Source organism: Methanocella sp., assembly GCF_035506375.1.
Lineage (GTDB): Archaea > Halobacteriota > Methanocellia > Methanocellales > Methanocellaceae > Methanocella.
In genome coordinates this window covers 1-26,162 of sequence record NZ_DATJPM010000068.1, presented here as the reverse complement: position 1 = coordinate 26,162, position 26,162 = coordinate 1, and the positions used below count along the sequence as shown (strand labels likewise).

The following is a 26,162-nucleotide window of genomic DNA, read 5'->3' as shown; positions in this document are numbered from 1 at the left end:
TTTCACCACAAAGGCACGAAGAGCACGGAGGCTCACAAAGTTTTCTTTTTAAATTAATTTACAAAGTACACAAAGCCGGTTCATTGGCGATCAGGGCACGAAGGATACAAAGACACAGTGGAATGAACAAGAACACTTTTTGCCATCGTGCCTTCGTATCCTTTGTATCTTATAAGTTCAAAAAGCGGCTCTGTGACCTTTGTCTCTTAATTATAAAAAAGTCTTTGTGGGCCTCCGTGCTCTTCGTGCCTTTGTGGTGAAAAATAGTGCCTCCGTACACTCTGAATCTTAAAAGGGCATATTCGACACAGCAATTTCTATAATAAAGTCTTCGCGGTCTTCGCGCTCGAAAACCGTTTCGAGGACTTCGCAAGCTTCGCGGGCTTAAAACGGGTTAATATTTATTACTCCGTTTCTTAAAAGCTGTAACTGCCAGTCCCACGAATAATAATAAAAGCCCTGAGCCGAGGTAGACTGAGAAAGCGAGCACATCTCCAAAGCTGGCCGGGGCTGGCGGTGTTTCCGGGAAGGGACCGACGAAAGCGAAAGTTCCTCCGCCGGAGTACATGGTCTCATAGACGACGCTGCCGTTCGAATGGATCGCCCGGCAAGCCAGCCTGGTTACGACTCCGTCCCTATACAGGTATGCGGAAACATTGCTGCTGGCTTCCGGGGCTTCCATGTGCACGACGACGTATCCAATAGAATCCCCGGAAACGTTGAGCATGAGCTTTACGCCGCCCGCAGTGCCGTCCTTTGCCGCCTCATCCATCAAGGCTTTTTTAATTGTTTCATCGTTTGAGATCGACAGATGATACGAAGGCCAATCCGGCCATTTGCCCATATACAGGACGGCGCCCGCCACAGCGTCCCCATAGGCCAGCGCTTTCGTGTCCAGCTCGATGCCCGTGACCGGGCCGTAGAACGCCCCGTTATCGCAGATCAGGTCGCCCGTCGATAATACGAGGCCGGCAGTCTGGTCCCCGGCGTCGTCGACCGGTATGAAGAGCGTGTTATTCCTGAATAGCGCCTGGGTTACGGCGTCCTGGAAAAAGGCAAGCTTATCGCCGGCGGGAGCGTCGGTGGTAATGGCCACGTAGACGCCATTACCATAATGGAAAAATTCGATGTCGCCCCCGATGTTGACCGCATTATTCGATACGTCATAGGCTCGGGCCGCATTGATGTGATAGGATGTTGGGATAGTTATGTCCAGCGAACTTGCGGCGTCAACGCTGGCCGGGGCTAATAAAAGCAGGATAAGAGATGTGCAGAAAAGCGTACGCCATGCAGCCACAATTGAGACAAGAGCAAGCCGGTACTTAGAATTAATTTGTATTTATAGCGGTGATAAAAAAGAAAAAGAAAGAATGTAAGGTAAACACCTTACATTCCCATGTCGCCCATGTCGCCCATTCCGGGGGGCATGCCGCCGGGGCCGCCCTTGCCGGACAGCTTGCTCGCGGCGATGACGTCGTCGATCCTCAGGATCATGACGGCCGCCTCGGAGGCGCCGCTGATGGCCTGGGTCTTGACGCGGAGGGGCTCGACAACCCCAGCCTTTTTCATGTCCACAGATTCGCCGGTGAACACGTTGATGCCGAAGTTCTTGCCGTCCTTGCTCTTGCCCTCGTGCTTGCTCCGCAGGTCCACGAGCGAGTCGATCGGGTCGAGGCCCGCGTTCTCGGCGAGAGTCCTGGGGATGATCTCCATGGAGTCCGCGAACGCTTCGATAGCCAGCTGTTCCCTGCCGCCCACGGTGGACGCGAACTCTTTTAGGCGCAGCGCCAGCTCTACCTCAGTGGAGCCGCCGCCAGCGACGTACTTCTTGTCCTCGACGACTACGCCGACGACGCGAAGCGCATCGTGAATCGCACGCTCGAGCTCGTCCACGACGTGCTCCGTCCCGCCGCGGAGGATGAGGCTGACCGCCTTCGGGTCCTTGCACTGCTCGACGAAGATCATGTTCTCGTCGCCGATCTTGCGCTCCTCCACGAGGCCCGCAACGCCGAGGTCTGCTTTCGTCATCTCGTCGATGCTGGTGCTGACCCGGGCGCCCGTCGCCTTGGCGAGCTTCTTGAGGTCAGACTCTTTTACTCTCCTTGCGGCCATGATGTTGTTCTTGGCCAGGTAGTGCTGGACCAGGTCATCCACGCCCTTCTGGCAGAACACCACGTTCGCGCCGGTGGCCTTGATCTTGTCGACCATGGTCTTCAGCATCTTCTCTTCCTGGTCCAGGAAGCTCTGGAGCTGGTCCGGGCTGGTGATCTCGATCTTTGCGTCGATCTCGGTCTTCTCGATCTCAAGCGGAGTGTCGAGCAGGGCGATCTTCGCGTTCTTTACGGTCTTGGGCATGTTCGGGTGTATCCTTTCCTTGTCGATGACAAGACCCTGGATGAGCTCTGAGTCCCCGATGGTGCCGCCGACTTTCTTTTCTACTTTGATATCGTCGACGTCTACCTTGCCGTTCTCGTCGACTACTGCCTTGATGGACTTGACCACGAGGGTCGCCAGCTTCTCGCTGACCGACTCTGCGCCCTTACCGGTCATTGCGGTAATCGCGAACTGCTTGAGCAGGTCTTCATCCTTTAGGGTGACGGGGTATGCTAAGGTGTCGAGGATCTCTCTTGCCTTGGCCGCCGCAGCCCTGTAGCCCGCCGCGATGACGGTCGGGTGGACCTCCTGGTCCAGCAGGTTCTCGGACCTCTTGAGCAGCTCGCCGGCTAATACGACCGCTGTGGTCGTGCCGTCGCCGACCTCGTCGTCCTGGGTCTTGGCGATCTCCACGATCATCTTGGCTGCCGGGTGCTCGATATCCATTTCCTTCAGAATAGTAACGCCATCGTTCGTTATGACGACGTCGCCGAGCGAGTCAACGAGCATCTTGTCCATGCCCTTCGGACCAAGCGTGGTCCTGACCGCCTCGGCCACGGCCCTTGCGGCCATGAGGTTCATTCCCTGAGCGTCTCGGCCCCTGGTTCTTTGGGAGCCTTCCTTCAGAATTATTATCGGTTGGCCTCCTTGAGTTTGCTGTGCCAATTCAAATCCTCCTTTAGTTTACTAATAGTACAATTGGAAATTTCAGGTATTATGTGGTTACACTTCTATATATAATTTGCGTTTTTCACACATGTTAATGGAGGCATCGGCAATATATAATCAGTGTATGTCAAGCCGGTCTATAAAACAATTAGAATATATGGCCAAGATCGGCCAATGGTTTATTTAGCGTGAAAAAAGGCCTATAGAGTTAAAAATTTTATGGGCTCATAGGTTTTATGATTTGGGGATAGCGCATTTTTAAGACCGTCTTATAAGATTTATAATGATATTATTATATTTATATAACGTTCGACAATCCATTTGGAAAGGAGTTACCAATGGCTTTTAAAAAACCCAATATTTTGGTCATCTGGGGCGACGATATAGGTATCACCAACTTGAGCATCTACTCAAATGGGTTGATGGGATATCGCACTCCCAATATAGACCGCATCGGCGAGGAGGGCATGCTGTTCACCGATAGCTATGGCGAGCAGAGCTGTACCGCCGGGCGGGCGGCGTTCATCACTGGCCAGAGCGTCTACCGGACGGGATTGAGCAAGGTCGGCCTGCCCGGCGCAGACCTTGGCCTTCAGGCGGAGGACCCGACCATTGCGGAGCTTCTGAAGCCGCTTGGCTATGCCACTGGACAGTTCGGAAAGAACCATTTCGGCGACCGGGACGAGTTCCTGCCGACCATGCACGGCTTCGACGAGTTCTTCGGCAACCTGTATCACCTGAACGCCGAGGAAGAGCCCGAGCTGCGGGACTACCCGCCCAGGAAGGACTTTCCGGACTTCAAGAAGAACTATGGGCCTCGCGGCGTCCTTCACTGCTGGGCCACACTGGACGGGGGCCAGAAGATCGAGAACACCGGCCCCCTGACAAAGAAGCGTATGGAGACTGTCGATGAAGAGTTTCTCGACGCGGCGAAGGACTTCATAAAAAGACAAAATAAGGCGGGCACGCCGTTCTTCGTCTGGTTCAACACGACGCACATGCACTTCCGCACACATGCGAGCCCTGACTGGCTTGGCAAGTCCGGGCGCTGGCAGTCAGAATATCACGACGCCATGCTCTATCATGACTGGTGCGTGGGCCAGATGCTCAAACTCCTCGACGACCTCAAGATCGCCGATAACACCATTGTCATGTATAGCACCGACAACGGCCCCCACAGGAACTCGTGGCCGGATGCCGCTACGACTCCATTCCGCAGCGAGAAGAATACCAACTGGGAGGGAGCATTCCGCGTGCCGCTGCTGGTGCGCTGGCCGGGCATCATCGAGCCAGGCAGCGTCTCTAACGAGATCGTGAGCCACATGGACTGGCTGCCCACGTTCCTGGCGGCCGCCGGCGAGCCCGACATCAAGAAAAAGCTGCTCAAAGGGCATAAGGTGGGCAAGAAGACGTTCAAGGTGCACCTCGATGGCTTTAACCTCCTGCCCTACCTGAGCGACGAAGATAAGAAGAGCCCTCGAGATGCGTTTTTCTATTTCTCCGACGACGGCGATCTGGTAGCTTTACGATACGACAACTGGAAACTGGTGTTCCTGGAGCAGAGGTGCCGGGGTACCATGGGGGTATGGGCGGAGCCATTCACCCGGCTTCGAATACCTAAACTCTTTAACCTGCGTTCCGACCCCTTCGAAGTCGCAGACACGACTTCGAACACCTACTGGGACTGGTACGTCGATCACGCCTTCGCGATCGTGCCCGCGCAGCAGGGTGTCCAAAAGTTCCTGGCGACGTTCAAGGACTTCCCGCCACGCCAGAAGGCGGCGACCTTCACCGTCGACCAGGCGAGCGAACAGATGAAGAAGGCCTCGGGCGACTGAAGGTGCTATATTGGAGCGTATGGCCGGGAAAATGCGGCGCAGAGCCAAATTTTAATCAGATGCGGCACTGCTCTTGGCGCCCCGTTCCATTTTTTGATATCTGACGTAGATGAAGCATATGATCGCGGACGCGAGCGCGTAAGGTATCAGCACCGGTAAGGCGTTCTCAAGAGATGCGAATTCCGATGCTATCAGCATGGCGAGCCCGCTGTTCCGTGACGCGCTCTCGAGGGCCAGTGTCGTCTGCTCTTCTGGCAGCCCCGATGCCGCCAGGTGGCCGGAGACCAGGGCCCCGGCGACCATCAGTGCCATGGCAACATAGGACCGGATATCGAGCATAAAGATCAGCCGATACGTGGATAGCAGGACGATGGCGTAAACTACGGCCAGGACGATGCTCGATAAGGCCTCCAGAGGCAGGATTATGCGCGCGGCCAGGGCGGGGAACAGCCACCGGGTCGCGGCGCCTGCGAGGAGCGGCAACAGGACGGAAAGACCGACGCTTTCTGCCACGTTAAGCGGGTCGATCCCCAGCGTCAGGCCTGTCACGGCGGATAAAAGAAATAGCGTGACCGGCGTCATGACTATTGCCAGGGATGCCAGCATCACCTGCAGGCTCACGGCATATTCCGGCTTTCCTCCGGCCTTCGATATGGCCCTTAAAACAAGGGGAGCCGCCGGGGACGATGCAAGCAGCAACAGGCCGATGGAAGTGGGCTTTGCCGGGCTGACGAGGATGACGGCCGCCATCGCGATGAGCGGCACGATCACATCGACTGAAAGAAAAGACCGTAACATCAGCCCCGGCCGTGCGCCGAAATACCCCAGATCGACGAATCGGGAGCCCAATCCCCTGGAAAAAACATAGGCAAATACGCTGACGCCAGCGCAGGCTTGAATTATCTCCAGGGTGGTATTAGCCATTATTATCTCTACCTGCCATGGTCATTTTCCCTATGAACGCTTTAAAAATATTACCACCCATTGGTTAAAAGATAATTATAATTTGAACATTTATATAATTATATACACTTATTTTTTTAATACTGCGGAGACCCAGGTACGGACCCGTATTAACGATCTAGAGTGGGATAATAGGTGAAAAGATTATGACGATGAAGGAATATCTGCCCGGGACTGCATTCAACGGTGTCATAGGCCGCACGGTAGACGAGTCCTCCCCGGCATGGCCACAGCCCGTTCGGGCCAGGGAGGGGATGCCTAACGTGCTATTCATTATACTGGACGATACAGGCTTTGGCCAGCTCGGCTGTTATGGGAGCCCTATCAGTACGCCGAACATCGATAGCCTGGCGGCCAATGGCCTGCGTTACAATAACATGCATACGACCGCCCTGTGCTCGCCTACACGCTCCTGTGTGCTTACCGGGCGTAATCATCACTCCAACGCCATGGCTTGCATCACCGAAGGCAGCACGGGGTTTCCGGGCAGCAACGGCTATATACCGTTCGAGAATGGCTTCCTTTCCGAGATGCTGCTCCAGCACGGCTATAATACTTACGCCGTTGGAAAGTGGCACCTGACGCCTTCAGACCAATCCTCCGCGGCAGGGCCTTACGACCGCTGGCCTCTCGGCAGGGGCTTCGAGCGCTTCTACGGCTTCCTGACCGGAGAATCGAACCAGTACTATCCCGAGCTGGTATACGATAACCACATGGTAGATCCCCCGGAGACGCCCGAGGAAGGCTATCACCTGACCGTGGACCTGGTCGACCGGGCCATATCGTTCATCGCCGATGCCAAGCAGGTGGCCCCGGACAAGCCGTTCTTCCTGTACTTCGCCACGGGCGCGATGCACTCCCCTCACCATATCCCTCATGAATGGGCGAACAAATATAAAGGTCAGTTCGACGACGGCTGGGATGCCTATCGGGAGAAGGTGTTTGCGCGGCAGAAGGAGCTGGGCATCATTCCCGCAAATGCGGAGCTCTCGCGCCATGACCCTGACGTCGGCTCATGGGACGAGTGCTCGCCGGAGGAAAAGAGGCTCTACGCGCGCATGATGGAGGTATTTGCCGGCTTCCTGGAGCATACCGATCACCACATCGGCCGGCTGCTCGATTTCCTCAGGGATATTGGCGAGCTCGACAATACCCTGATCATGCTCCTCTCGGACAACGGAGCAAGCTCCGAGGGAGGCCCGAGCGGCTCGGTGAACCTGAGCCGGTTCTTCAATAATGTCCCGGAGTCCCTGGAAGATAACCTGAACGCCCTGGAAGAGCTAGGAGGCCCCGAGTACAGCAATCATTACCCGTGGGGCTGGGCCTGGGCCGGCAATACCCCGTTCCGCCGCTGGAAGCGCGAGACCTATAGGGGCGGCGTCAGCGACCCATTCATCGTGCACTGGCCTGTCGCCATAAAAGCAAAAGGCGAGGTGCGTACGCAGTATGCCCACGCCATCGACATGGTGCCTACCGTGCTCGAAGCGCTGGGCATCAAGCCTCCATCTGCTATTAGAGGCGTTACCCAGTCGCCTCTGGAGGGCGTGAGCTTCGCCCATACCTTCGACGCCGCGGGGGCTCCAGGCAGGCACCTGACCCAGTACTTCGAGATGTTCGGCCACCGCTCGATCTATCACGACGGCTGGCGCGCTGTCTGCCCCTGGCCAGGGCAGTCATTCGTAGAGGCAGGACTGAGCTTCGGGGCGCCGATATCGGCCGAGAAGCTGGTCCAGCTCGACGCCCGCGGATGGGAGCTTTATCACGTGGCGGAGGATTTCGCGGAGAACCACGACCTGGCTCTCGAGAACAGGGCAAAGCTGATCGAGATGATCTCCCTGTGGTACATCGAAGCGGGCAAGTACAAAGTATTGCCCATCGATAGCCGTGGGACTTTGCGCTTTATGGACGAACGCCCGGAGATATCGCCCTCGCGTTTACATTACACCTACTATCCCGGCACGCAGAAGATCCCGGACCAGCAGGCCGTCAGCGTGCTCAACCGACCGCATAGCATCACCGCCGATGTCGAAATCCCGGCGGGAGGAGCCGAAGGCGTGCTCATATCACACGGCAGCGATGAAGGCGGCTATACATTATACGTCAAGGACGGCGGGCTTTACTATGTCCACAATTATGTAGCGAAGGCGTGGTACCGCGTCGAGTCCCGGGAGCCGGTGCCGGATGGCCGTCACAGGCTGCGGTACGAGTTCGAGGTAACCGGCAAGCCGGACCTCGCAGGCGGCAAGGGCGCTCCGGGACGTGGCCGGCTCTATATCGACGACCGGCTGGTAGGGCAGGCAGACATTCCGGTCACGATCCCTATCCGGCTGACCATGGGCGGCGGTATCGTCGTCGGCGCGGATCCTGGCGCATCGGTCACGCCGGACTACAAATCCCCGTTCCCGTTCACTGGCAAGATCTATAAGGTCGACGTGGACGTAAGCGGGGAGCTGATCAAGGATAGCGAGGCGGAGATGCGGATCGTGATGGCACGGCAGTAGGGAAGTACCATGGCATCTTCACTAAGACCTCCTCAAGCCTTCCACGTCATGGCCAAGCCGACGGGCGCCCGATGTAATTTAAACTGCGCCTATTGCTTTTTCCTGAAGAAAGAAACGCTCTATCCGGGCGACCATTTCCGCATGTCCGACGACCTGATGGAGCGCTACATACGGCAGACCATCGAGGCGCATAGTACGCCCGAAGTGGTCATCGCCTGGCAGGGCGGCGAGCCGACGCTCATGGGGCTTGACTTTTTCCGGCGGTCCATCGAGGTCGAGAAAAAATATCTGAGACCGGGCATGGAAATCCAGAACACGCTGCAGACGAATGGTACCTTGCTCGATGACGAATGGTGCGAATTCTTGCAAGAGAATAAGTTCCTGGTCGGCCTGAGCATGGATGGCCCCCGTGAGCTGCATGACCGTTATCGTGTGGACAAGGCCGGCCGGCCAACTTTCGGCCGAGTATTGAACGCCGTACGCCTCCTTCAGAAGCACAAGGTGGATTTTAACATCCTGTGCACGGTCAATGCCGCTAACGGCGACCACCCCCGGGAGGTATATCGTTTCTTCCGGGACGAGCTGGGCGCAGAGTATCTCCAATTCATCCCGGTAGTGGAACGCGTTAGCGAGAGGGGTTTCCAGGAAGGCCACGAGGTCACGGACCGCTCAGTAAGGCCGGAGCAATACGGCCGATTCTTAATTGATATCTTCGACGAATGGGTGCGCCGGGACGTAGGGCGCATGTTCGTACAGCAGTTCGATGGCACGCTCATGGCCTGGCTCCGTGGCCACTCATCGCTTTGTATTTTCCAGCGGACCTGCGGCGAGGGCGTGGCGCTCGAACACAACGGCGATATATATTCATGCGACCACTTCGTCGAGCCTGAATATCTTTTGGGCAATATCTGCGATAAGCCGATGATCGAGCTTGTCGGCTCGGAGACACAGCGGAGGTTCGGGCAACACAAGGCCGATCTAACACGGCAGTGTCGGGAATGCCTCGTATGTTTCGCCTGCAATGGCGACTGCCCGAAGCACCGGTTCACGAAGTCCGCGGACGGGGATGAGGGCTTGAGCTATCTCTGTCCCGGGCTTAAGATGTTTTTCGAGCACGTCAACCATCCGATGCAGATCATGGCCTCGCTACTGCGTCAGGGCCGCCTTACGGAAGGCGTGATGCAAGTATTATCGCAAGAAGAGGCCGTTACTTCGAAGGTCGGCCGTAACGACCCCTGCCCCTGCGGTAGCGGCCGGAAATACAAACGATGCCACGGGAGCCCTAAATATGGGTTAAATCCTGTAGGTAAATTAGGGTGACACGATTATTGAGGGGACGATTCATTTGGGGAAGCCTATAGACCTCAGGAACCTGAGCTGGGAGACAGGCCAAAAATACCCGATCTCCACGGCGCTCATTGCGTCGATATTACTCTCGGTAATCGGTATCCTGGTTTTAATCAACCTGTTATTCCAGATGGGCCCGATCTGAGGATCATTATTTTACGGCGACCTTAAGCGCGAATTCCGGCGACGGCTTCGACCAGGGCCGGATCAAATAAAAAATAAGATCGCATTCGCCGATGGCCGCCGTCGTGAAGAACCACGACCGCTCTCCCTGGCCCGTGTACTTTGCGGGGCCGCGCTCCACGTAGATGCTATCGAATAATCTTAAGTGCGGGCAGCTTTTCTCGCCGAGCTGCCATATGTAGCCGGAGATCTGGCTCTCGGGCAGGCGGACCTCCAGCACGTCCCTTAAAAATAATTCGATCCGCGTTCCATTCTCGGCGAATGTGACTCGCATACCCTGATGTTGGGCGTGAAGATGATAAATATTCGCCGGGCGGGGCTCTACCATTAGCCCCTTTCAATAAGAAAATAGAATCCGGGGCGGAAAGCCCCAGACAATACACTTTTTATTACTATCTTCCCGGGTTCACCGGCGCCGGCCCCCTCCTCCTGCCTTGCGGCCCGCGCTCGCCTTCACGCCACCGCGGAACCCGCCGATGCCGCCTTTTACTCCTGTGCCCAGGTTTCTCTGCTGGTTGAACTCGCCTCTACGCTGGCCGGCCACCAGATTGTTCCGGGCATTGTTCGCAAAGTCGTTCCGGGGCTGCCGTACGGGGAAGCTGTTACTGTGCGAGAAGCGATCGACGTGCGTGAAACGGTCCCGCGCATAGAACGAGCGGAAGCCGGTCCCGAAGAAGAACCGGTTGTACGAGACGATACCAGACACGTATATCGGTATCGGCCGCAGGTATGGCACGTATATCGGCGCCATGATGGGCACTGGCTGCGTGTAGACGACCGGCTCCACCTGCGAGTACGTCGCTCCGTAGTAGCCGCCGATCGTGCTGGTCATCTCAGGGAAAGCGACCATGGCGACCCGGCCATTCTTCGTGTCTACGATGAGCTGCGTGGGCTGCTGCATGGAGTACGTCTGCATCTTGCCATCCGGCGGGACAATATCGACGCCATTCACATTAAAGACCGTCTGAGAGTCCTGCTTGCCCTGGTAATTCATGTCCAGGTCGATGATCATGACCTTTGGGTCTGATCTCATTGTATCGTAGACCTCGGAGCTGTCTATATAACCCGCTGTATCGATCGAGGTCGAGAGGCTCGAGATATCTATCTGCAAAGTATATTGCGACGGATCGATGATGCCCGGCAGCGGATTTTCCATCGAGTATACGACGGCCTCGCCGCTCTCGGGGCTCGTTATGGCGAACCCGGCCACCTCGAACGTCAGCTGGTTGTCCTTTTGCGAAAGCGGTATGATCGCCAAAGTTAGCTGGTTATGCCCTAACTTGAATCCTTGAAGCCCCTCGAGACCCTGGATCACCGGGGATTCGGAAGTGCCAGTGGCAGGCGGCGCCTGTTTATGGGCACTGCCCGTGCCGCCGGCGCCATATTGTTGCTGGCCGCTTGCCGTCCCCGCGATCGATGTCGAGCCGGCGATTAGCAGAATTGCGATCGCGCTCAACACCATAAGGTTATTGATGATCCTTTTATTCAATATTCCACCCCTACTATTTGCGATATATAAATGGACGTGGGTAAATTTTAGATTAGAGCCGATATTAAGCGTAATTTTATAAAAAAAACCGGTATTACCCACATTCATGTAAAAGTTCATATATCATGTCCAACCACAATTGCCGCGATGAGCCGCCAAGTGTACCTGGGGAAGTTGACTCTTTATTGGTGTGACACGTGTAACGTGCCCGTGCTTGGTAAAAAATGCTCCCGCTGCGGGACGCCGACGCGTTACGTGGACTGCACGCCGCCTGGCGATATCCGCCCCGCTTTTCCCTTCGATATCGAGCTAATTAACAGAGTGATCGAGGATAGCTTCGGCCATTCTAAGTTAATACCGGCCGGCAGGCTGGTCGTGCTCAACAAGGCGCCATACGAGGACAGGCTCGACGAGATATTCGTCGACGGCCGCATGTTCGGCGCCGTACGCTTTGATCCTTACCGATTGCAGTGGATGTTCATGCCCCGGGCCTTCGCGGCAAAGCAGATGAAGGCGACGAAGGGCTATGTCATCGCCGATAAGGGCGCCGAAAAGCCCCTGCTGGGCAGCTCCAACATGCTCGGGCCGGGCGTCATCGACTGCGACGAGCGGATAAAAATCGACGACGAGGTCGTAGTTTTCCTCGAAGGCAGGCCCATCGCCGTGGGCCGGGCCAAGATGACCGGCGCCGCCATGAAAGAGCGCAAAAAGGGCGTCGCCGTCAAGGTACGCTGGAACGGTTACGACGATAATCCCGTGCTGAAGGGCGGCCAGACGTGGCAGGACGCCATCGACGCCAACCGGGAATACTTAATGAGCATAGAGGGCGAGGCGCTGGGATTCATCAGGAAGGCCGTGGAGCAGTACAAATTACCCGTCACCGTGTCATATTCGGGCGGCAAGGACAGCCTGGCCACGCTCCTTCTCGTTAAGAAAGCGGTGCCCGACTTCGACGTGCTTTATATTAATACCGGCCTCGAGTTCCCGGAGACCACGCAGAACGTCCGCGACATCGTGGAGCAATACGGCCTGAAGCTCAAGACCGCAGTGGCCGAGTCCTTCTGGGACGCGGCGCCTAAGTTCGGGCCGCCGTCGGTGGAGGCCCGCTGGTGCTGTAAGGTCTGCAAGCTCGGGCCCATCACCGACCTCATAGAGAATAGCTATCCCGATGGCTGTTTAACGTTTATAGGCCAGCGCCGCTACGAATCCGAAGTGCGGGCCAAGAGCCAGCGTATATGGCAGAATCCGTGGGTAGGCAACCAGGTGAGCGCCTCGCCCATCCAGCACTGGACCGCGCTGCACATCTGGCTGTACCTGTTACGGGAAAAGGCGAACTATAATCCGCTCTATGGGAGAGGGTTCGACCGCATCGGCTGCTGGCTCTGCCCCAGCGCGAGCCTTGCCGACTACGAGTTCGTCAAGGAGCAGTATCCGGACCTGTGGAAACGGTGGGAGACATTCCTGGTCGAGTACGGTAAGAAAGTCGGCTATCCTCCCGAATACGTGAAGTACGGGCTCTGGCGCTGGCGGCGCCTCCCGAAGCAGTGGGAAGAGCTGCGTAAGACTCTTGGCATCGAGCTCACGGCGCCGGAGCAGGCCTCGGGCGAGCTAAGATTCTCCATGGTCTCCGGCTACCGGCCCTGCAAGGACGGCTCGGCCACTGCCGAGGGTAATTTCAATATGCCCCTGGACATGGAGAGCATCGAGTGCTACCTGCGCCCGATAGGCGAGGTCAAAGGCACCGAAGGCATGGTTTTCGTATCCCGGGACGGCGAGAGCCTCCAGGTCTACGCCACGGGCACCGTCGTGGCGCGGGCGAAAAACGCGGAAAAAGCCTCGGAACTCATGGTTCTGGCCGAAAAGTCCGTGCGGCGCGGCATGCTCTGCGTGGGCTGCGGCGTCTGCGTGGGGGCCTGCCCCATAAATGCTATAACCAAAGAGAAACACAGAGTAACGGTCAGCGAGGCCTGCACCGCCTGCGGCGAGTGCGTCGATAAGTGCCCGCTGGTCAAATTCAAGAGGGAAATATGAGGATCGCCATCATCGACTACGATGTCGGCAACATGCGCAGCGTGGAGAAGGGATTCGCCTACGTGGGAGTTCCTGCGAAGGTCACTAGCGACCCCTCCGAGATCGAATCGGCCGATGCCCTCGTTCTCCCGGGCGTAGGCGCCTTCGAGAGCGGCATGCGGCACATCGAGCCCCTGAGGAAAGTCGTTCTGGGCCGGGTCGACGCGGGCGTGCCGCTGCTGGGCGTATGCCTGGGCATGCAGATGCTCTACGATGAGAGCGAGGAGAACGGCCTGCACAGGGGCCTCGGCCTCGTCAGGGGCCGCATCACGCGATTCTCGAACGGCCTCAAGGTGCCCCATATGGGCTGGAATTCCCTGGAAATAACGAAACGGCACCCTATGCTGGACGGCATAAAGAACGGCTCGTTCGTGTATTTCGTCCATTCGTATAAAGCCCCGGTCAGCGATGACACGGTCGCCGCCGCCGACTACGGAGGAGAGTTCACCGCTATTGTTTCAGGCGACCGGGCGAACGTCGTGGGCACGCAGTTCCACCCCGAGAAGAGCGGCGAGACCGGGCTGAGGATGCTGAAGAATTTCGCGAAAACGGCTAAAGTGGTGTGATATTGAAGAACGTATTCGGCAGCATAGATCGGCTGATGTCGGGCTTATACAAGGACTATCTCCAATTTTTCAAGTATATGGGCGTGGGCGTCCTCGGCACGCTCGCAGACTGGGCGACCTTCTATATCCTTATCGGCTTTGCGGACGTCTATTACCTCTACGCCGTGGCCCTGTCGTATGCGGTCGGCACGGTCATCAATTTTTTCCTGAACAAGCGTTTCACGTTCAAAAACACGTATAAGAAGATCCATTTCCAGTTCCTGTCGTTCGCCCTGGTGGCGCTGATCGGGCTCGGCCTGAACGAAGCGCTTCTCTATGCTTTCGTCCACTACGTCTTCGCCAGCTCATCGGACATCGCGCTCATGGCCTCCAGGGTCATCGTGACGTTCATCGTGTTCGTGTGGAATTTTGTGGCGAATAAGCGGACCACGTTCAAAATATTCCAGTAGCGTCGTGGTCAATTCAACATAGCAATTAATTTTAAAGGAGCTCAATCAGAACTGGACTCACGCCTTCTCTTTTTCAGACGACCCCGTGAGCACTGAAGAGGTGACCTCGAAAATAGCCTTGACTATTAGATAAGAGCCCCCGACGAGGAAAATATAGTAGTACGGCACCTGCACGGCTAATGACAGGCCCGTGGCCACGATGAGCGCCATGTCGTTCCTTGTAAGGAACGCGATGACCTTGTCCATGGCGTTAGGGTTGATCTCGGCAGAGTCCATCTCGATGACGATACTGCCTTTCTGGAAGATCTTGATGAGGCTGGACTCCTCCGATATGAGTACCGCAGCGGCCTGAGGAATGCTTTCCGTGATGCCCGCGGCCGCAGCGTGCCTGGTGCCGAAGCCCGGCAGCGTGGTCGACTTCAGGACCCGGGCGCCGAACGCGACCAGCTCGCCTTTCGGCGTGATGATGACCGAGCCGTCGATGGTGGCCAGCTTCTCCACGACCACGTTCATGCCCTGCTCCGTGAGCAGCGAGTCCGACTTGATCTGGGGATAATGCGTCTCATAGAGGCCCTCGACGTCCTTGCGCTCGGCGATGATGATAAGGCTGCCTTCGCCGCTCCTCGAGATGTTCTTAGCTATGTTGAGGACGGCGTCCATGACCTTCTCTTCCTGGCCCTGCGCCTGCGTTTCCATCGTCGCCTGGGGACTCAATTTTCAGACCTCTTCGGTTAAAACCGCCGCATTTATGTTAGCATTTATGCTAGAAATACTTGTATACCGTGGAGTATATGCCTGGCTACCTGGCCCCCCACCAATTACCCATATGTTTACAAGAGTAAATATCTTATGATATACCAGTTATATAACAAGTCAAAATAAATAGTAGAAGCGCGTTTACGGTCGATAATATGAAAAATTCGCTCGTCTTCTCATGCGTCATACTCCTGCTCTTCCTCATGGGAGTAGCCGCGGGAAGCGTAGTCTATTCCGCAATATTCCTGGCGTCGCTGATAAACCGGTCGCTCGTCAACGAATGGCTGCCGTATGTGCTTTTGTTCATAGTCATCGTGGTGATGGCCGTCACGGCCTATTTCACCGTGCGGTTCGTCCGGCAGTGCCGTTTCCAGGAGATGCCTGCGCTCGGGGAAGAGCAGATCCTGCCCATTACGGCCATTATACCGGCCCTCAACGAGGAGCGGACGATCGTGGGCTGCGTCGAGAGCCTGATGGCCGCGAAATACCCGAAACAGAAGCTCGAGGTCATCATCGCCCACGAGATGCCGCCCAAATGCACGGACGCCACGCCCGCGCTAGCGCGGCAGCTGGCGGAGAAGTACGCTAACGTCCACGTCATCCCCAACCAGGACGGGCACCGGGGCTCCAAGGCGGGCGCCATCAATAACTCCCTGAGCAGCGCGAAGGGCACGATCATCGCCATCTACGATGCAGACCACATCGTCGCGAGAGACGCTTTACTGCGGGCCTCGGCTCAGTTTGCCGCAAACCCTGGCCTCGCCTGCCTGGGCGGGAAGGTCATGGTGCGGGACGTGAACTACAACTGGTTCACGGCCATCATCGGGAACGAGTGCACCGTCATCAATAACTTTTCCCGGTACATCTCCGAGCTGTTCACTGGCCAGCACATGGTTTACGGCTCGAACCTTTTCATACGGAAGGACGTTCTCGAAAAGATCGGCGGCTTCGACGAGTCCTCGCTGACCGAGGACTGCGACCTGGGCATGAAGCTCATCCAGGGTAACTATAGCATGAAGATGGACTACTCCATTAAAAGCTATGAGGAGCCGGCGATCACGCTGCGGGACTGGTGGCATCAGCGCGTGCGCTGGACGTGGGGAAGCATCAGCGTGCTGAAAAAGCATATGAAAGCGGATACCTCCGGCGGCATCAACAATAAGGGCGCCCGGACGTTTCTGCTCTACTCGCTGGGCACGACCGGCATCCTGTTCAGCATCGTGCTCATGGGCTTCGTCGGGTTCATGCTATACATGAACGTCCTCACGCCGCTGATACTGCTGATCGTCGCGGCGCCCCTCGCGGTCCTGTTCGCGGCCGAATCCATCGTCGACTTTTGCGAGGGCAGGGGCAGCGTCATCGACATGGCCATATCCATATTCATCCGCCCGTTCATCATCTACGCTTACTCGCTCGTCGGCGTGTACGCGCTCGTCATGGACGCTCTGAGCCGTGAGCGCGAATGGTACCCTAGCCAGCGGATATAAAAGTCATTTTTTCGCCTTATCGCCGGCTTTCTTCTTTCTGGCGGCATGCTTCTCTTTACAGGCACATGCGCTTTTACCGCAGGGCCCCATGCCCAGCGGCCCCGTCCCATCACGACCCGGCATGTATATCTCAAATTTAATAAGGATGTCCATTGATTTCTGCTTTATCCCTGGAGTATGCTTTTTGCCCGGACGGGCCTATTTTTAACTGGTGGTCCCATGTACAGGTCGATGCTCGGCAACGTGCGTGAAAACAGCAAAGCCCCGATGTTTGCCGCGCTGGACGTGCGGGGCGATATGTTCGACACCAGGACTTATCTTGGCCGCAATAATCTCGTCCTGTTGTTCTACCGGGGCTACTGGTGCGCCACGTGCCGCGAGGAGCTCCTCGACCTCAAGGACGAGTACGGGAACATCTCAAAGCAGGACTCGGAGGTCGCGGCCATATCAGTCGACAGCGTCGACGAGACCCGAAATATGGCGGTGGAGCTGCAATTACCGTATAAGGTCATCAGCGATCCGGACCATCGCATCATAGACATGTACGACGTCTACGACTCTGAGAATGAGACCGCTTTCATCACGCTGTTCATTATAGATAAGGCTGGCGTCGTATGCTATAAGCGCTCCATCGCGGGGCTTGAGGACGTGCTGCCCGCGGCCGAGGTCGTCAACAAATTAAAAAACATCGACACCGCCTTTTAGATATTCTCGCCCATGTAGCGCCCTTTGTATCCTTCCTGGCCAGACTCGAGCCGCATGAAGACCAATTGTAGCACACGGGCGTCCTTTTTTATGCGGAAGCCGTCTTTATTATAGACGACGAGGAGCGCCTCGCTGCGGCCCCGGTAGCCGGCGTCCCAGACGGCCGTGTGGATGCTCGCGCCCATCCTCAGCAGGCTCGACCGGGGAAGGCCAATAGCGCAGGCATCCCTCGGTATGGACACGATCTCGTTGAAAATGACCTTGTAGCAGCCCTGCGGCAGGGTCAGCCATCCGTCCTTGCCCCACTCTAGCGGCCTCGTGGCGGGAAGAGCCCGGTCGTCGTTGGAAAACCCGAGGCTTCCGGCGCCCTCGAAACACTCGACCTTCCCCGCCGTCAGCTCGAAGCCGTTCACCTGCAGCTGCTCTTTTACGTCAACGGCGCCGCTTGAGAGGCCGTCAAGGAGTTTTGTAAGTTCTGTCTTTCCGAGGATCATCGGTCCTTATCCCCTCATCGAAGGCGAGCACGTGGGGCTTGATATCCAGTACGGGCGTGCCGTCCAGCGCATCCAGGCCCTCGACTACCAGCCTATTGCCCTCAACCGACTTGAGCCTTGCGACCGTCACGCCGATCGCATTGGGCCGGAACTGGCTTCTCGTGTTAAACACGCCCGTTATGGGCCTCGATTCGTCGCCCCGCGGGTGCAGCCGGAGCTTATACCCCCGTGCGCGATCAAAGTAAAAGATGACGGTGACGAGGTCGTTCTTTTCGAGGTCCATCAGGCCGTCCTGGTATTTTTTATCGAGAACGATCTCGGATATCTGGGCCTGGAGGACGTCGGACGGTGTGTCCGGGCCCGATGAATTATGGACGTAGCCGATGGGAGTGAAAGTGATCCTCATGATGCCTCTGATGATATTTTATTTATCTATGGCCGGCGGCATAAAAAAGAAAAAATATCACTGGTGCCCCTGTGGCTTGGGCAATAGCGGATAGAGCCACCCGACAAATGATGCGGGCGAACGCGTCTGGATGTATAGCTTGCCGGGCCCCTTCAGGCGCAGCACCAGGCCTTCGCCGCCCAGCACGGTAGACTTGATCCCGCCCACCTGTTCCACGCTATAGGTGACTCCCTGCTGAAATGCCACCAGGTTGCCCGTATCGACCCGTACCTCCTCGCCCGGCTGCAGGTCGATCTCGTGAATGGCGCCGAAAGATGAGATGAACAGGTCGCCCTGGCCGAAGATGCGCAAAAAGAATAAGCTCTCGCCCGACACGAAGCCCTTCAGGCCCTGGAACTTCGTATCGATCCCCAGCGACGGCGTCGAGCAGAGGTAGGACCCGCTCTGGACCAGCCATTCGCCACTCAGCGGGATGTGCTCGACGTCGCCCATGTATGCCGGGCCGAACGTGATCACGCCCTTGCCCTGCCGGCAAGTGAACGTGTTCTGGAAGAAGGACTCGCCGCCGAGCATGGAGCGCTTCAGGGAAGACAGCAGGCCGCCCTTCGCGCTGGTCTGTATCTCGATGTTCGGCGTCATGCTGACCATGGCGCCCGACTCGGCGCTGATCGATTCTCCGGATTCCATCTCGACCTTGAGGAGAGAGTACACCGGGCGGTACAGGATATCGTACTTCATTGAATTACCCAACTTAGGTATGGGATACGAAGTGATAATTGTTACCTTTAAGGCCGCAGGATATTCAGGCCCGTCTCGAAGCCGCAGCCATATCCCGACCAGCTTTCGTTTCCATCCGGGTCGGTGTAGACTTCTATCTGGATAATGTACTTTCCCGGCGGGGTGCCCGCTCCCACCTGGAAGCCCACGGTGCGGGAGATCTTGTCGCTCGGGTTTAGCAGCACAGTGTCGACGCGCTCGCTTTCATAAACTGTGTAGTCAGTCCCGCTGTCGTTTCTGCATATGGTATGGATCTTGATCCGGCCGACGGGCGCGTTCGATATATCGACTAGCGTAAAGTGCGTGACGTACGTATCGTTAAGATACGCATACTGGCCGCCCGAGTCGCTGTGGGCAAGGTCGAGACTGAGCTGGCCCGCGGTCATGCTCTGGTCCACGTGGACCATATAATTCGGAGCGTACTGGTCGAGCGGAGTGATCGATTCCTTGATATCGAGGTCCGGCGTCACCGTCGGCACCGGCGTCGGCGTGGGCGATGGCTCCGGCGTGGCCGTCGGAGAAGGCTCTGGAGTCGCCGCGACCGTGGGCGTAGGCACGGTGGTGGGCCGCGGCGTCGGCGACGGGGCGGCAGGCGCCATCCCATACGTGACGATGAGGTATGCTGAGATGACGGCCATGCCCGTGACGGCGAAAATGATGATGACTAAGGCTATGGCCCTGCGGTTCTTCTTGACCAGGTTCAGTAGTTCATTGAGCACGAGGCGGCCTCCTGGCGGCTAAAACGACCCCCAATTAGCCCTGACCCATTATATAGCTTCTCAGTATGGATAAGATTTTTTAACGGGCAGGGACACAGATAATTCAAGTATGTCACTACAGGATACGATGGCAAGTCTGGCCTATGGCACGGCGTATCACATGGCAGAGCTGTTTTTCAGCCTCTCGAGGCTGCCCGTCGCCGGCCGGCTCTTCGAGGCCCCCGTCGCCGCAAAGAGATTCACGGTCGTGACGGTGCCGGTGAACGCAAGGGTGCAGGAGACTTCGGCCATCCTCCCGTACGACGTGGTGCGCCGGCTCGTCGATTCGGCCGCGTACGTCGCCATCGCCGACACGTGCGTTTGCCGCGATGCGCACCGCTGTAAGGATTACCCGGTAAGCCCAGGCTGCGTGTACCTGGGCGAAGGGGCGCGGTCGATCAAGTACAGGGCGAGGCCGGCCACCGGCCGGGAGGCCCTCGAATGGCTTGAACGGGCCCGCTCGATGGGGCTCGTCACCAACGTGGTCTGGTCATCCCTGGAGTTCGAGGCCATCGGCGCGAACCCGTCGAGGACTGTAGAGATCTGCTCCTGCTGCCCGTGCTGCTGCCTGATGTTCAAGACCCGCGACGCCTCGAGGGCGTACATGGATAATATCCTGGGGTTCGGCACGGCCCGTGTCTCGGATCCCGACGCGTGCACCAGGTGCACGAGCTGCGAGGCCGCCTGCCCGTTCAAGGCGGTCCGGGTGGATATGCACGCGGGCCCGGCGATCGACACAATGCGCTGCAAGGGATGCGGCCGGTGCGAAGCCGCCTGCCGGGCGGGAGTACTGAAAGTATTTCCGAATGAAAATCCTGGCGGCTTCGCCAATGCATGCAGCCCATGTACGCCGAATGCCGCGGAGCTCATGGAGCGCTTCCTGGCCATAGTTAAATAATATTTTCAGCTCGCTTTCCACATAGTATATTAACCAGTACCAACATGGTTATCAGTGGAGTGAAAGTTTGTACTGATATGACGAAAGACCTTCTCCTGTGGGACCAGACGATATTCAAGGAACAGGAATACTTCGAGCTGGATTTTTTACCTGAGAATCTGCTGCACCGGGACGCCCAGATGCGCTCCCTCAAGTTCAGTGTGGCGCCCGCTCTCCGGGGCTCGACCCCCCTGAACGCCTACTGTAGAGGCGCCCCCGGGACGGGTAAAACGTCTGCCGTACTGAAAGTGTTCGCCGAGCTGGAAAACGCCACCCAGAAGGTCGTGCCGGTCTACATCAACTGCCAGGTGGACTCCACGCGGTACGCCATCTTCGCCCAGGTTTTCAAGAAGCTCTTCGGCTACCCTCCCCCGTCTTCTGGCATATCTTTTAAGAAATTATTCTCGCAGATAGCGAAGCACCTCGTGGAAAAGAAGCGCGTCCTCATCGTCGCGCTCGACGATTTTAACTATTTGATGGCGAGCAAGGAGGCCGACGAGGTGCTTTATTCTTTATTGCGCATGCACGAGGTGCAGCCCGGCGCCAAGGTGGGCGTCATCACTATATTGAGCGACCTGACGCTGGACATGGTGCGCGACCTGACGCCCCAGGTGCAGTCGGTGTTCCTCCCAGAGGAGATCGCCTTCCCCCAGTATTCGCCCGAAGAGATCAGGGACATCCTGAAGTACCGTGTCCGCTACGGCTTTATGCAGGGCGTCATCTCCGACGACCTGATCGACCTCGTGGCCGGCTATACGGCCGATACGGGCGACCTCCGGGTGGGCATCAACATGCTCAAGCGCGCCGGCCTGAACGCCGAGCGCCGTGCCAGCCGCACCATATCGAAAGAGGACATCGAGAAGGCCTACGAGGGCTCCCGGTATATTCACCTGAACTATACCATCCGGAACCTCAAGAAGGAGGAGAAGGTCCTTTTAAAGTGCATCGTGGACTCGGGCAAAGATGAGATGATGTCCGGGGAACTCTACGAGTGCTTCAAGGGGAAGACCGACCTCGGCTACACGTCCTTCTACGAGATGGTGAACCGGCTCGAGGGACTGAAGATCATCTCACTGAACACGACGGGCAAGGGCACACGGGGTCAGAGCCGGCTCGTGTCCCTCAACTATGACCCGAAAGAGGTCGAAAAGCGCATCGACGTTTAACCACAGCGGTCACAGTGGCTTTTTTATTCACCACAGTGGTTCACAGTGGCCACAGAGGTTTCTTTTATATGCTGAAGGGGACTCGCTTCGCTCGCCCCTCGCAGACCCCGACCAGTTGATAGGCTCTGCATCTCTGTGATGCCTCTGTGACATATTTTAAAAAGACCACTGTGGCCTCTGTGAAACACTGTGGTGAAAATTAATAAAATCCTCTGTGGCCTCTGTGAAACACTGTGGTGAATTATCTCTCGGTGACCACTGTGGTGAATAATAAATCGTCCTCCGTGGCCTCTGTGGACCACTGTGGTGAATTATCTCTCGGGTGAATTATCTCTCGGTGACCACTGTGGTTCATATCACGTAGAAGCCCCAGGTGGCCCAGGTAGCCATGAGCAGCCCCTGGAGCATGGCCAGGCCGATGGTGAGGGCCTGGTCGGCGTACTCGTTTTTCGTATAACAGGCCATGATGAAGTACAGCGGGAAGACGACCAGGATGTAGCGGGACATGCTCCAGTCGGAGCCAGCCGAGCACAACGGTATAAATATTAATAGCAGGCCATAGGCGAGCTGCGATATGCCGATCTTTTTATAGCCGGCGAGCAGGACCAGCAGGGCGACGACCGTGAGGATGGCGTTGAAGCGCACGTCCATGCCCATTTCACTGAAGCGCAGGAGAAGCTGTAGCAGGGGGTTCTGCAGCGTGAAGCTCCAGAGCGCCTGGGCGTGGGCGAAGGCCAGGAAGTCGCCCGTCATGTAATACTCGTAGGCCATGAAGACAGCCAGGCCAAGCGGGGGGATAAGCAGGGCCAGGGAGTTTTTATCGATCTTCTTGGGATCAAAATGGACAGAGCATAAATATTCAACGAGCATGGGCACGATGATGATGATGCCATAGGGCCGCGTCACGGATGCCAGCGCGCCCAGCATGCCGGAGGCCAGCCAGCTTCCTTTTCGGGCATAGTAGAAGCAGGCGATGCTCAGCGCCAGGAACAGGGACTCCGTGAAGACGCCCGACAGGATGAACGCCGTGGGGAAGAGAAAGAGATACTTTATAGACCGAATAGCCGTAGCCTCGTCCGAATCCAGGAGCGCGAGCTTATAAACGTAATAGCACGAAATAAACAGGCAGACGTTCGAGATAATGATGCCCGAGAGGAGATAATCATCGGTGACGAACGCCAGAAGCTTCATCAGTAGAGGATAGAGCGGGAAGAACACGTAGTTCGTAAGCTGCGAAACGTCGGTCGTATGCGGGTACCAGTGCTGCGCTATATACAGATAGCGCTCCGAGTCCCAGACGTCCCAGATCTTTAACATGCCTGAAAAGGTTGAGATGATCCTGCCGGCGATCACGTTGTAGCCGATGACCCCGATGGCGGTCAGCATAAATCGGGTCACTATGAAGAGGAGCATCGTATAAGAGAGCCAGGATGGCACTGATAGCCCGGCGAATGAAAAAGTTATTTTATGATGACCCGATGCCGCCGCCATACCCACACCCGTATATGGGCGCTTAAGTGGACATCCTATAAAACATTAATGCACGGGCTTCCGGCTTTCGGGCATGATATCGGTGTACCACTGGTCGATGGTCTCGTACTCGCCCGTGGCCTTCGCGATGCGGACGGCGATGGAATGATAGCACACGCCGCCCTTGATGGACAGGCGATACAGGTAATCGTTGCAGGTGCAGAAATCGTCCTCGACGATATAGTCTCCGGTGGATCCCTTTACCACGAAGAAGTCCCGGTATTTCTTAACTTTTCCGGACCTCACGGTCTCCACGGCCTTTTTACCGCGGGAGCCGAACTCCTCAGCCAGGCGCTGTTCATTCTCGGGCGTGAGGCCCTGTGTCCCTATGTCCTCGAAGATGCTCAATGCCGTCTTCCATCCTGGCATATCGTTTTTATATGGGGCGGGTCGTCGATGAAGACTGCCGGTATCGAGGGGGTCAGCCGGCCAGCAAGCGCTTTCATCGCCGGCGCTTCCGTGAAATAATGGGGCGCGCTCACCAGCGCCACATCGCCACGGCCCAGAATGACGTCGTGCTTCAGCTCGGACGACAGCAGCACGTCCACTCGGGCGGCCCTCGCCGTGTCCAGCGCCAGGCGGAACCCGCTGCCCGCGACCAGCGCCGCTTTTTTTATCCGGCGCTCGTCGTCGCCGACGTATTCGACGCCACAGCCCAGCTTTTTCGAAACCTCTTCCGCGAAGGCGTGCAGCCTCGTTTCAGGCACGTTCCCGGCCCGCCCGCCGGAGAATAACTCCGGGCCGGCGAGCCCGATGAGCCCGGCGAGCACGTCGTTCACGCCGCCGGGCGCGTTATCGTAGTTCGTATGCATCGAATAGAGAGAAACATCGTTATCCAGCAGCAGCTTCAGTCGGGCCGCCAGGTCTTCGTCGATGCTATTTACCGGGTCCCAGATGAGCGTGTGGTGCGTGACCAGCATCTGCGCCCCCTCGTCGACGGCCCGCTGTATAGCGTATGGCGTCGGGTCCAGCGCCGTGGCCACCTTCGTGACGTCGCCCCTGCCCTTCACTATCAGGCCGATCCGGCCCGCGTCGAATTCATCCGCCAGGTCCGGGGGGGCGATCTCCTCCAGCCTGGAAACGAGGTTACTGAGCTTCATAAATACACTTACAGATGTAATTGTCGCATGAATAAATTATAGTCTTTTGGTGAGCACTCCAAAAATATTAAACATCGTGTGCAATCGAATTAGATTGACAAATGGCACAAAGTTAATAATGTCAAAAACCTACTGATTTTAGATGCAGGATAGCCTGGTGGACACTTACGGCAGAAGGGTAACGAGCCTCAGGATGTCATTAACGAACAGGTGCAACCTTCAATGCATCTATTGCCACAACGAGGGCGAATCCGGCTCCGGCAAGGAGATCGCCGTGGACGAGATCGCCCGCCTGGCGCGCATCGCCTCAAAGTATGGCGTCGACCGGGTGAAGTTTTCCGGCGGCGAACCGCTCTTACGCAGGGACCTCGAGGATATTTTAAGGGCCCTGCCGCCGCTGAGGGACGTCTCGCTGACCACGAACGGCACGCTTCTTGCCCCAAGGGCAAAAAAATTAAAGGATGCGGGGCTTGACCGGGTCAACGTCAGCCTCGATACGATGAACAGCAGCCGCTTTGACTGCATCACGCAGCGTAAGGGCCAGCTCGGGCATGTCATGGAAGGTATAGACGCCGCACTCGATGCGGGCCTGACGCCCGTTAAGCTAAACATGGTCTACCTGAAAGGCATCAACGAGGACGAGGTCGAGCACATGATCGAGTTCGTCCGGGGCAGGCCTCTGGTCCTGCAAGTCATCGAGCTCATGAACTTCCACGGCACCTTCAAGTATCACGCCGATATCTCGGCGCTGGAAAAGTCCCTTAAGGCGAGGGCGGACGATTACAGGTGCCGCGAGATGCACCGCCGCACCAAGTATTACCTGCAGGGCGCCGAGGTGGAGATCGTACGGCCCATTGATAATTCCGAGTTTTGCATGAACTGCAATCGTCTTCGGGTCACGTCCGATTTCAAGCTAAAGCCGTGCCTGCTGCGCAACGATAACCTGGTTAACCTGCGCGGGCTTGACGACGATGAGCTCGAAAAGGCGCTGCGGTATGCGGTCGGCATCCGGGAGCCGTTCTTCAAGGCCACGCCAATAGCGATACCAAAAAAGGCTGAAAAGGCTACCTCCGATAATTAATCGTCTGGACTCGATAATGCTTTCTAAGCTTGATAAGAATGCCCTAAGACTTTTTTCAGCCATGAAGCGACCCTAAGCGGGCCTGAAGCTGCACGAAGGCATTATTAAATATTTATGCTGCGTCGAATATTGATAGGTCATTGTTTAGCAAGTAGTCTTATTTTTATCGTTTGCGTAATAGCCAAATTTATCGATAGTTTCCGATTATCTTTTTCAATTTTTATGCTTTGTTGAATATGCCCTTTTAAGTCTCGGAGTGCACGGAGGCACTATTTTTCACCACAAAGGCACGAAGAGCACGGAGGCTCACAAAGTCTTTTTTATAATTAAGAGACAAAGGACACAAAGCCGCTTTTTGAACTTCTAAGATACAAGGGATATGAAGGCATGATGGCAAAAAGTGCTCTTGTTCATTCCATTGTGTCTTTGTATCCTTCGTGCCCTGACCGCCAATGAACCGGCTTTGTGTACTTTGTAACTTAATCTAAAAAGAAAACTTTGTGGGCCTCCGTGCTCT

Annotated in this window: 26 protein-coding genes; 12 read left to right on the top strand and 14 right to left on the bottom strand. The window is 56.6% G+C overall.

The window, feature by feature from the left end; translation table 11 throughout:
- Positions 1-394: 394 nt before the first annotated feature.
- Entirely contained in the window at positions 395-1,297 is a 903-nt protein-coding gene (locus VMC84_RS09065; protein ID WP_325379835.1) for a hypothetical protein, read from the bottom strand.
- Between the two features lie 89 nt (positions 1,298-1,386).
- Complete coding sequence (gene thsA / locus VMC84_RS09060) at positions 1,387-3,039, bottom strand: thermosome subunit alpha (protein WP_325379834.1); 1,653 nt, start codon at positions 3,037-3,039, stop codon at positions 1,387-1,389.
- 341 nt (positions 3,040-3,380) lie between these two features.
- On the opposite strand from thsA, the gene VMC84_RS09055 reads away from it, so the two are divergent.
- On the top strand, positions 3,381-4,880 hold the full coding sequence (locus tag VMC84_RS09055; RefSeq protein WP_325379833.1) for an arylsulfatase: 1,500 nt from the start codon (positions 3,381-3,383) through the stop codon (positions 4,878-4,880).
- A 51-nt stretch (positions 4,881-4,931) separates the two neighbouring features.
- On the opposite strand, the gene VMC84_RS09050 is transcribed toward VMC84_RS09055, so the two are convergent.
- Positions 4,932-5,804 carry a bile acid:sodium symporter family protein gene (locus VMC84_RS09050; RefSeq protein ID WP_325379831.1) on the bottom strand — a complete coding sequence of 291 codons (873 nt, stop codon included), beginning with the start codon at positions 5,802-5,804 and terminating at the stop codon, positions 4,932-4,934.
- A 185-nt stretch (positions 5,805-5,989) separates the two neighbouring features.
- Between VMC84_RS09050 and VMC84_RS09045 the strand changes: the two genes are divergently transcribed.
- Genes VMC84_RS09045 through VMC84_RS09035 form a run of 3 tightly spaced genes read left to right on the top strand, consistent with a single transcriptional unit; the run spans position 5,990 to position 9,836 of the window.
- Entirely contained in the window at positions 5,990-8,344 is a 2,355-nt protein-coding gene (locus VMC84_RS09045; RefSeq protein ID WP_325379829.1) for an arylsulfatase, read from the top strand.
- A 9-nt stretch (positions 8,345-8,353) separates the two neighbouring features.
- Positions 8,354-9,664, top strand: coding sequence for an anaerobic sulfatase maturase (locus VMC84_RS09040; protein WP_325379827.1), 1,311 nt, complete (start codon positions 8,354-8,356; stop codon positions 9,662-9,664).
- A gap of 25 nt (positions 9,665-9,689) precedes the next feature.
- On the top strand, positions 9,690-9,836 hold the full coding sequence (locus VMC84_RS09035; protein ID WP_325379825.1) for a hypothetical protein: 147 nt from the start codon (positions 9,690-9,692) through the stop codon (positions 9,834-9,836).
- A gap of 6 nt (positions 9,837-9,842) precedes the next feature.
- Here the strand turns inward: VMC84_RS09035 and VMC84_RS09030 are convergent, their stop codons facing one another.
- Both VMC84_RS09030 and VMC84_RS09025 read right to left on the bottom strand, forming a co-directional pair.
- The gene (locus VMC84_RS09030) at positions 9,843-10,148 is read right to left on the bottom strand and encodes a protease inhibitor I42 family protein (protein ID WP_325379823.1); all 306 of its coding nucleotides are present in this window, start codon (positions 10,146-10,148) and stop codon (positions 9,843-9,845) included.
- 132 nt (positions 10,149-10,280) lie between these two features.
- Positions 10,281-11,363, bottom strand: a complete 1,083-nt coding sequence (locus VMC84_RS09025) for a hypothetical protein (protein ID WP_325379821.1) — start codon at positions 11,361-11,363, stop codon at positions 10,281-10,283.
- Positions 11,364-11,510: 147 nt separating this feature from the next.
- Between VMC84_RS09025 and VMC84_RS09020 the strand changes: the two genes are divergently transcribed.
- Genes VMC84_RS09020 through VMC84_RS09010 form a run of 3 tightly spaced genes read left to right on the top strand, consistent with a single transcriptional unit; the run spans position 11,511 to position 14,448 of the window.
- Entirely contained in the window at positions 11,511-13,394 is a 1,884-nt protein-coding gene (locus VMC84_RS09020) for a phosphoadenosine phosphosulfate reductase family protein (protein ID WP_325379819.1), read from the top strand.
- Positions 13,391-13,999: an imidazole glycerol phosphate synthase subunit HisH gene (hisH, locus tag VMC84_RS09015; protein ID WP_325379817.1), complete on the top strand. Its 609-nt coding sequence runs from the start codon at positions 13,391-13,393 to the stop codon at positions 13,997-13,999. The genes VMC84_RS09020 and hisH overlap by 4 nt, the downstream gene beginning before the upstream one ends.
- A 2-nt stretch (positions 14,000-14,001) precedes the next feature.
- Positions 14,002-14,448, top strand: a complete 447-nt coding sequence (locus VMC84_RS09010; protein ID WP_325379815.1) for a GtrA family protein — start codon at positions 14,002-14,004, stop codon at positions 14,446-14,448.
- A gap of 57 nt (positions 14,449-14,505) precedes the next feature.
- Here VMC84_RS09010 and VMC84_RS09005 read toward each other — a convergent pair whose 3' ends face one another.
- Positions 14,506-15,162, bottom strand: a complete 657-nt coding sequence (locus VMC84_RS09005; protein ID WP_325379813.1) for a DNA integrity scanning protein DisA nucleotide-binding domain protein — start codon at positions 15,160-15,162, stop codon at positions 14,506-14,508.
- A 197-nt stretch (positions 15,163-15,359) separates the two neighbouring features.
- On the opposite strand from VMC84_RS09005, the gene VMC84_RS09000 reads away from it, so the two are divergent.
- Positions 15,360-16,691, top strand: a complete 1,332-nt coding sequence (locus VMC84_RS09000; protein WP_325379811.1) for a glycosyltransferase — start codon at positions 15,360-15,362, stop codon at positions 16,689-16,691.
- 3 nt (positions 16,692-16,694) lie between these two features.
- On the opposite strand, the gene VMC84_RS08995 is transcribed toward VMC84_RS09000, so the two are convergent.
- Entirely contained in the window at positions 16,695-16,814 is a 120-nt protein-coding gene (locus tag VMC84_RS08995; RefSeq protein WP_325379809.1) for a DUF5320 domain-containing protein, read from the bottom strand.
- A 96-nt stretch (positions 16,815-16,910) separates the two neighbouring features.
- Here VMC84_RS08995 and VMC84_RS08990 point away from each other — a divergent pair, with 96 nt between their 5' ends.
- Positions 16,911-17,396, top strand: coding sequence for a peroxiredoxin family protein (locus tag VMC84_RS08990; RefSeq protein ID WP_325379807.1), 486 nt, complete (start codon positions 16,911-16,913; stop codon positions 17,394-17,396).
- Here VMC84_RS08990 and VMC84_RS08985 read toward each other — a convergent pair.
- From VMC84_RS08985 to VMC84_RS08970, 4 genes are read right to left on the bottom strand one after another with little or no spacing between them, the layout of a single operon-like run.
- Positions 17,393-17,890: a deoxyuridine 5'-triphosphate nucleotidohydrolase gene (locus VMC84_RS08985; RefSeq protein WP_325379805.1), complete on the bottom strand. Its 498-nt coding sequence runs from the start codon at positions 17,888-17,890 to the stop codon at positions 17,393-17,395. The genes VMC84_RS08990 and VMC84_RS08985 overlap by 4 nt on opposite strands.
- The gene (gene tsaA, locus VMC84_RS08980; protein ID WP_325379803.1) at positions 17,853-18,296 is read right to left on the bottom strand and encodes a tRNA (N6-threonylcarbamoyladenosine(37)-N6)-methyltransferase TrmO; all 444 of its coding nucleotides are present in this window, start codon (positions 18,294-18,296) and stop codon (positions 17,853-17,855) included. The genes VMC84_RS08985 and tsaA overlap by 38 nt, the downstream gene beginning before the upstream one ends.
- A gap of 57 nt (positions 18,297-18,353) precedes the next feature.
- Positions 18,354-19,034 (bottom strand): TIGR00266 family protein, encoded by a 681-nt coding sequence (locus tag VMC84_RS08975; RefSeq protein ID WP_325379801.1) that lies wholly within the window; start codon positions 19,032-19,034, stop codon positions 18,354-18,356.
- Positions 19,035-19,081: 47 nt separating this feature from the next.
- Positions 19,082-19,792, bottom strand: a complete 711-nt coding sequence (locus VMC84_RS08970) for a hypothetical protein (protein WP_325379799.1) — start codon at positions 19,790-19,792, stop codon at positions 19,082-19,084.
- Positions 19,793-19,901: 109 nt separating this feature from the next.
- Between VMC84_RS08970 and VMC84_RS08965 the strand changes: the two genes are divergently transcribed.
- Complete coding sequence (locus tag VMC84_RS08965) at positions 19,902-20,729, top strand: 4Fe-4S binding protein (RefSeq protein WP_325379797.1); 828 nt, start codon at positions 19,902-19,904, stop codon at positions 20,727-20,729.
- Positions 20,730-20,806: 77 nt separating this feature from the next.
- Positions 20,807-21,934: an ORC1-type DNA replication protein gene (locus VMC84_RS08960; RefSeq protein WP_325379796.1), complete on the top strand. Its 1,128-nt coding sequence runs from the start codon at positions 20,807-20,809 to the stop codon at positions 21,932-21,934.
- A 351-nt stretch (positions 21,935-22,285) separates the two neighbouring features.
- On the opposite strand, the gene VMC84_RS08955 is transcribed toward VMC84_RS08960, so the two are convergent.
- The 3 genes from VMC84_RS08955 to VMC84_RS08945 form a co-directional block, all read right to left on the bottom strand.
- Positions 22,286-23,371 (bottom strand): glycosyltransferase family 39 protein, encoded by a 1,086-nt coding sequence (locus VMC84_RS08955; RefSeq protein WP_325379794.1) that lies wholly within the window; start codon positions 23,369-23,371, stop codon positions 22,286-22,288.
- Positions 23,372-23,470: 99 nt separating this feature from the next.
- Entirely contained in the window at positions 23,471-23,833 is a 363-nt protein-coding gene (locus VMC84_RS08950; RefSeq protein WP_325379792.1) for a hypothetical protein, read from the bottom strand.
- Positions 23,809-24,564 carry a Nif3-like dinuclear metal center hexameric protein gene (locus VMC84_RS08945; protein ID WP_325379790.1) on the bottom strand — a complete coding sequence of 252 codons (756 nt, stop codon included), beginning with the start codon at positions 24,562-24,564 and terminating at the stop codon, positions 23,809-23,811. The genes VMC84_RS08950 and VMC84_RS08945 overlap by 25 nt, the downstream gene beginning before the upstream one ends.
- A gap of 142 nt (positions 24,565-24,706) precedes the next feature.
- On the opposite strand from VMC84_RS08945, the gene moaA reads away from it, so the two are divergent.
- Positions 24,707-25,645 (top strand): GTP 3',8-cyclase MoaA, encoded by a 939-nt coding sequence (gene moaA, locus VMC84_RS08940; protein ID WP_325379788.1) that lies wholly within the window; start codon positions 24,707-24,709, stop codon positions 25,643-25,645.
- Positions 25,646-26,162 lie beyond the last annotated feature (517 nt).

Bases quoted from the DNA above. Each gene is read 5' to 3' on its own strand.
- VMC84_RS09055 (WP_325379833.1), top strand. From the start codon at position 3,381: ATGGCTTTTAAAAAACCCAATATTTTGGTCATCTGGGGCGACGATATA.
- VMC84_RS09050 (WP_325379831.1), bottom strand. From the start codon at position 5,804: ATGGCTAATACCACCCTGGAGATAATTCAAGCCTGCGCTGGCGTCAGC.
- VMC84_RS09045 (WP_325379829.1), top strand. From the start codon at position 5,990: ATGACGATGAAGGAATATCTGCCCGGGACTGCATTCAACGGTGTCATA.
- VMC84_RS09040 (WP_325379827.1), top strand. From the start codon at position 8,354: ATGGCATCTTCACTAAGACCTCCTCAAGCCTTCCACGTCATGGCCAAG.
- VMC84_RS09030 (WP_325379823.1), bottom strand. From the start codon at position 10,148: ATGCGAGTCACATTCGCCGAGAATGGAACGCGGATCGAATTATTTTTA.
- VMC84_RS09020 (WP_325379819.1), top strand. From the start codon at position 11,511: ATGAGCCGCCAAGTGTACCTGGGGAAGTTGACTCTTTATTGGTGTGAC.
- hisH (WP_325379817.1), top strand. From the start codon at position 13,391: ATGAGGATCGCCATCATCGACTACGATGTCGGCAACATGCGCAGCGTG.
- VMC84_RS09000 (WP_325379811.1), top strand. From the start codon at position 15,360: ATGAAAAATTCGCTCGTCTTCTCATGCGTCATACTCCTGCTCTTCCTC.
- VMC84_RS08995 (WP_325379809.1), bottom strand. From the start codon at position 16,814: ATGCCGGGTCGTGATGGGACGGGGCCGCTGGGCATGGGGCCCTGCGGT.
- VMC84_RS08990 (WP_325379807.1), top strand. From the start codon at position 16,911: ATGTACAGGTCGATGCTCGGCAACGTGCGTGAAAACAGCAAAGCCCCG.
- VMC84_RS08985 (WP_325379805.1), bottom strand. From the start codon at position 17,890: ATGATCCTCGGAAAGACAGAACTTACAAAACTCCTTGACGGCCTCTCA.
- tsaA (WP_325379803.1), bottom strand. From the start codon at position 18,296: ATGAGGATCACTTTCACTCCCATCGGCTACGTCCATAATTCATCGGGC.
- VMC84_RS08975 (WP_325379801.1), bottom strand. From the start codon at position 19,034: ATGAAGTACGATATCCTGTACCGCCCGGTGTACTCTCTCCTCAAGGTC.
- VMC84_RS08965 (WP_325379797.1), top strand. From the start codon at position 19,902: ATGTCACTACAGGATACGATGGCAAGTCTGGCCTATGGCACGGCGTAT.
- VMC84_RS08960 (WP_325379796.1), top strand. From the start codon at position 20,807: ATGACGAAAGACCTTCTCCTGTGGGACCAGACGATATTCAAGGAACAG.
- VMC84_RS08950 (WP_325379792.1), bottom strand. From the start codon at position 23,833: ATGCCAGGATGGAAGACGGCATTGAGCATCTTCGAGGACATAGGGACA.
- VMC84_RS08945 (WP_325379790.1), bottom strand. From the start codon at position 24,564: ATGAAGCTCAGTAACCTCGTTTCCAGGCTGGAGGAGATCGCCCCCCCG.
- moaA (WP_325379788.1), top strand. From the start codon at position 24,707: ATGCAGGATAGCCTGGTGGACACTTACGGCAGAAGGGTAACGAGCCTC.